Origin of the sequence: Peribacillus sp. NPDC058002 (assembly GCF_042886655.1) — a bacterium.
Classification (GTDB): domain Bacteria; phylum Bacillota; class Bacilli; order Bacillales; family DSM-1321; genus Peribacillus; species Peribacillus aracenensis.
This window is the reverse complement of sequence record NZ_JBHVQU010000397.1, coordinates 1-2,369: the sequence shown is the minus strand read 5'-3', so window position 1 is coordinate 2,369 and position 2,369 is coordinate 1. Positions and strand designations below refer to the sequence as shown.

Here is a 2,369-nt window from a genome sequence, read left to right as displayed (position 1 = left end):
ATGTAAAATATAGCAATGGAAAAGTAAAAACATTTCCGTTGTCCTACAACTACCTATTTAAATCGGAAGATAAGGTAGCAACCGTTAAAGGTGAAAAAATTCCTGCAGGTACACCAATTGATGTAAAAGGAAACCCAATTAAGGATCCAAGCAGCACAGACGGAAAATATTTTGTTTCAGATGCTCCGGATTCAAATAGCTTATTAATGCCAATTGACGGCAAACTTTATATGGTTACACATTATGAATATCAAACAATTGATGCTGCTGGTCAATCGGCATACGGTTTAGTCCCAGCATCTATGTCTTTAACTGAGTTGGAACAGGACAAAAAAACAGGTGAACTTAAACCTGTAAAAGTAGAAAAAATCGATTTTTCGGCAGTAAATGGACTTTGGATTCCATGTAATGGTTCTTTATCACCATGGAATACACATTTAGGTTCAGAAGAGTATGAGCCAGATGCTCGTCAATTTGCGGACCCTACATCAAAAACAAGAAGTCAAGTTGAAACATTTGCTCAATTCTATTTTGGAAATAAAGCAAAGGCTAATCCTTATTTCTATGGCTACACTCCTGAAATTACAGTAGATAAGAAGGGGAAAGCATCGGCTGTAAAACATTACAGTACAGGGCGTTTCTCCCATGAGTTAGCCAAAGTAATGCCTGATAACAAAACTGTATTTTACGGTGATGATGGTGGTAATACAGGAATGTTTATGTATATAGCCGATAAAGCAAAAGATTTATCAGCGGGTACACTATATGCAGCTAAATTTAAACAAACAGGTACTGAAAATGGTGGTTCAGGAGACTTAGAATGGATTAATTTAGGACATGCAACGGATAAAGAAGTGGAAAAAATTATTGACAGCGGCATTACATTCAATGATATTTTTGAAACTTCTGATGTACCAAAAGAAGGTTTTACAGCGATTAAACAATATTCATATGGTAAAACAGAATATCTAAAACTTAAACCTGGTAAAGAAAAAGCAGCTGCCTTCCTTGAAACACGCCGATACGCAGCAATGCTTGGTGCGACTACTGAATTTAACAAAATGGAAGGTTTAGCGCTTAACGAAAAGGATAAAAAAGTATATATTGCTATTTCCGATCAAAGTAAGAGTATGGAAAAAGATTCAACAGGAAAAGACCCAGCAGACCATCTCCAATTACCAAAAATTAAAGCTGGTGTAACCTATCAATTAGATTTACAAGGTGGTCAAAAGGATAGCGAAGGAAAGGCTATTCATAGCTCTTATGTAGCACCATCAATGTATGGATTGGTGGTAGGAGAAGACATTCCTAATGCTGATGCATATGGAAACACTGCAAATGTAGACAAAGTAGCTAATCCCGATAACTTAAGTTATTCTGAAGCAATGAGAACCCTCTTTATTGGTGAAGATAGCGGTGCTCACACAAATAACTATGTTTGGGCATATAATGTTGATACGAAAGAATTAAATCGTATTCTATCTGTTCCAGCAGGAGCAGAAGCAACTGGATTATTTGCTGCTGATGACCGCAACGGATTCTCATACATTTTCAGTAATTTCCAACATCCTGGTGATGAACTAGATGGTAAGTCAATTACAGCTGTTAACAAAGATGAATTACTTAAAGCTGTTGACGAACAAATTGGCATTAATAAAACAGGGGGGATTGGTTATATCTCTGGTATACCTTCTTTAACAAAATATAATAATGGTAAATATCAAAAAAGTTTAGAAATTGATAAAAAATGATAAGTTTAAATTAGGTAATGAACCTAATTGAAGGAACACAAATTTACGTAACGGCAACTTATGCAGCCGGAAATATAAGCGCTTATAAAGTTACTAAGTAATGGATAAACTGGCTCCTAAAATGCCTTCAGTAAATGAAGTTTTGTGCTTATAAAAATGAAAAGGGCTGTCATAAAAGTGATTAAAAAATGACTTTTGTGACAGCCCTCATCCATTTTAATTTGGCTCTGTATTATTTGTTGGGGTTAAGACATAATTTTGAAGCAATAAAAAAACGTAAACATCCTATTTTTCTGAAGGTATAAATAATATAACAAGGGTTCTGAATGAAGAGCCTATGGGTTTAGAAGGTTTAAACGCTCTCGAGCAAAAATTTTAATGGCAAAACAGTAAAAGAAATTGGGTCACATATTGGATATGGGTGTGATAACATTTATTCATCATCGCAACATTTGACGGAGAAAGTTTTATTGTAAAGTTTACTGAGGAAGTTAAGTGGAATAAAAAGCCTCATTTAGATACATTACGGTGAACCGTATCATAAGTAAGTGCGGTTTTAAATTAAGGCTCTTTTCGTAAAGATTGTTGTTTTTAAAACGAAACGATTTAACGTTGATT

At 34.7% G+C, this 2,369-nt stretch carries 1 protein-coding gene; it reads left to right on the top strand.

What is annotated here, in order from left to right:
* Window positions 1-1,751 (top strand): PhoX family protein (locus ACFVSH_RS25520; protein ID WP_387708557.1); only part of this gene is annotated, 1,751 nt, incomplete at its 5' end.
* Window positions 1,752-2,369: the final 618 nt, after the last annotated feature.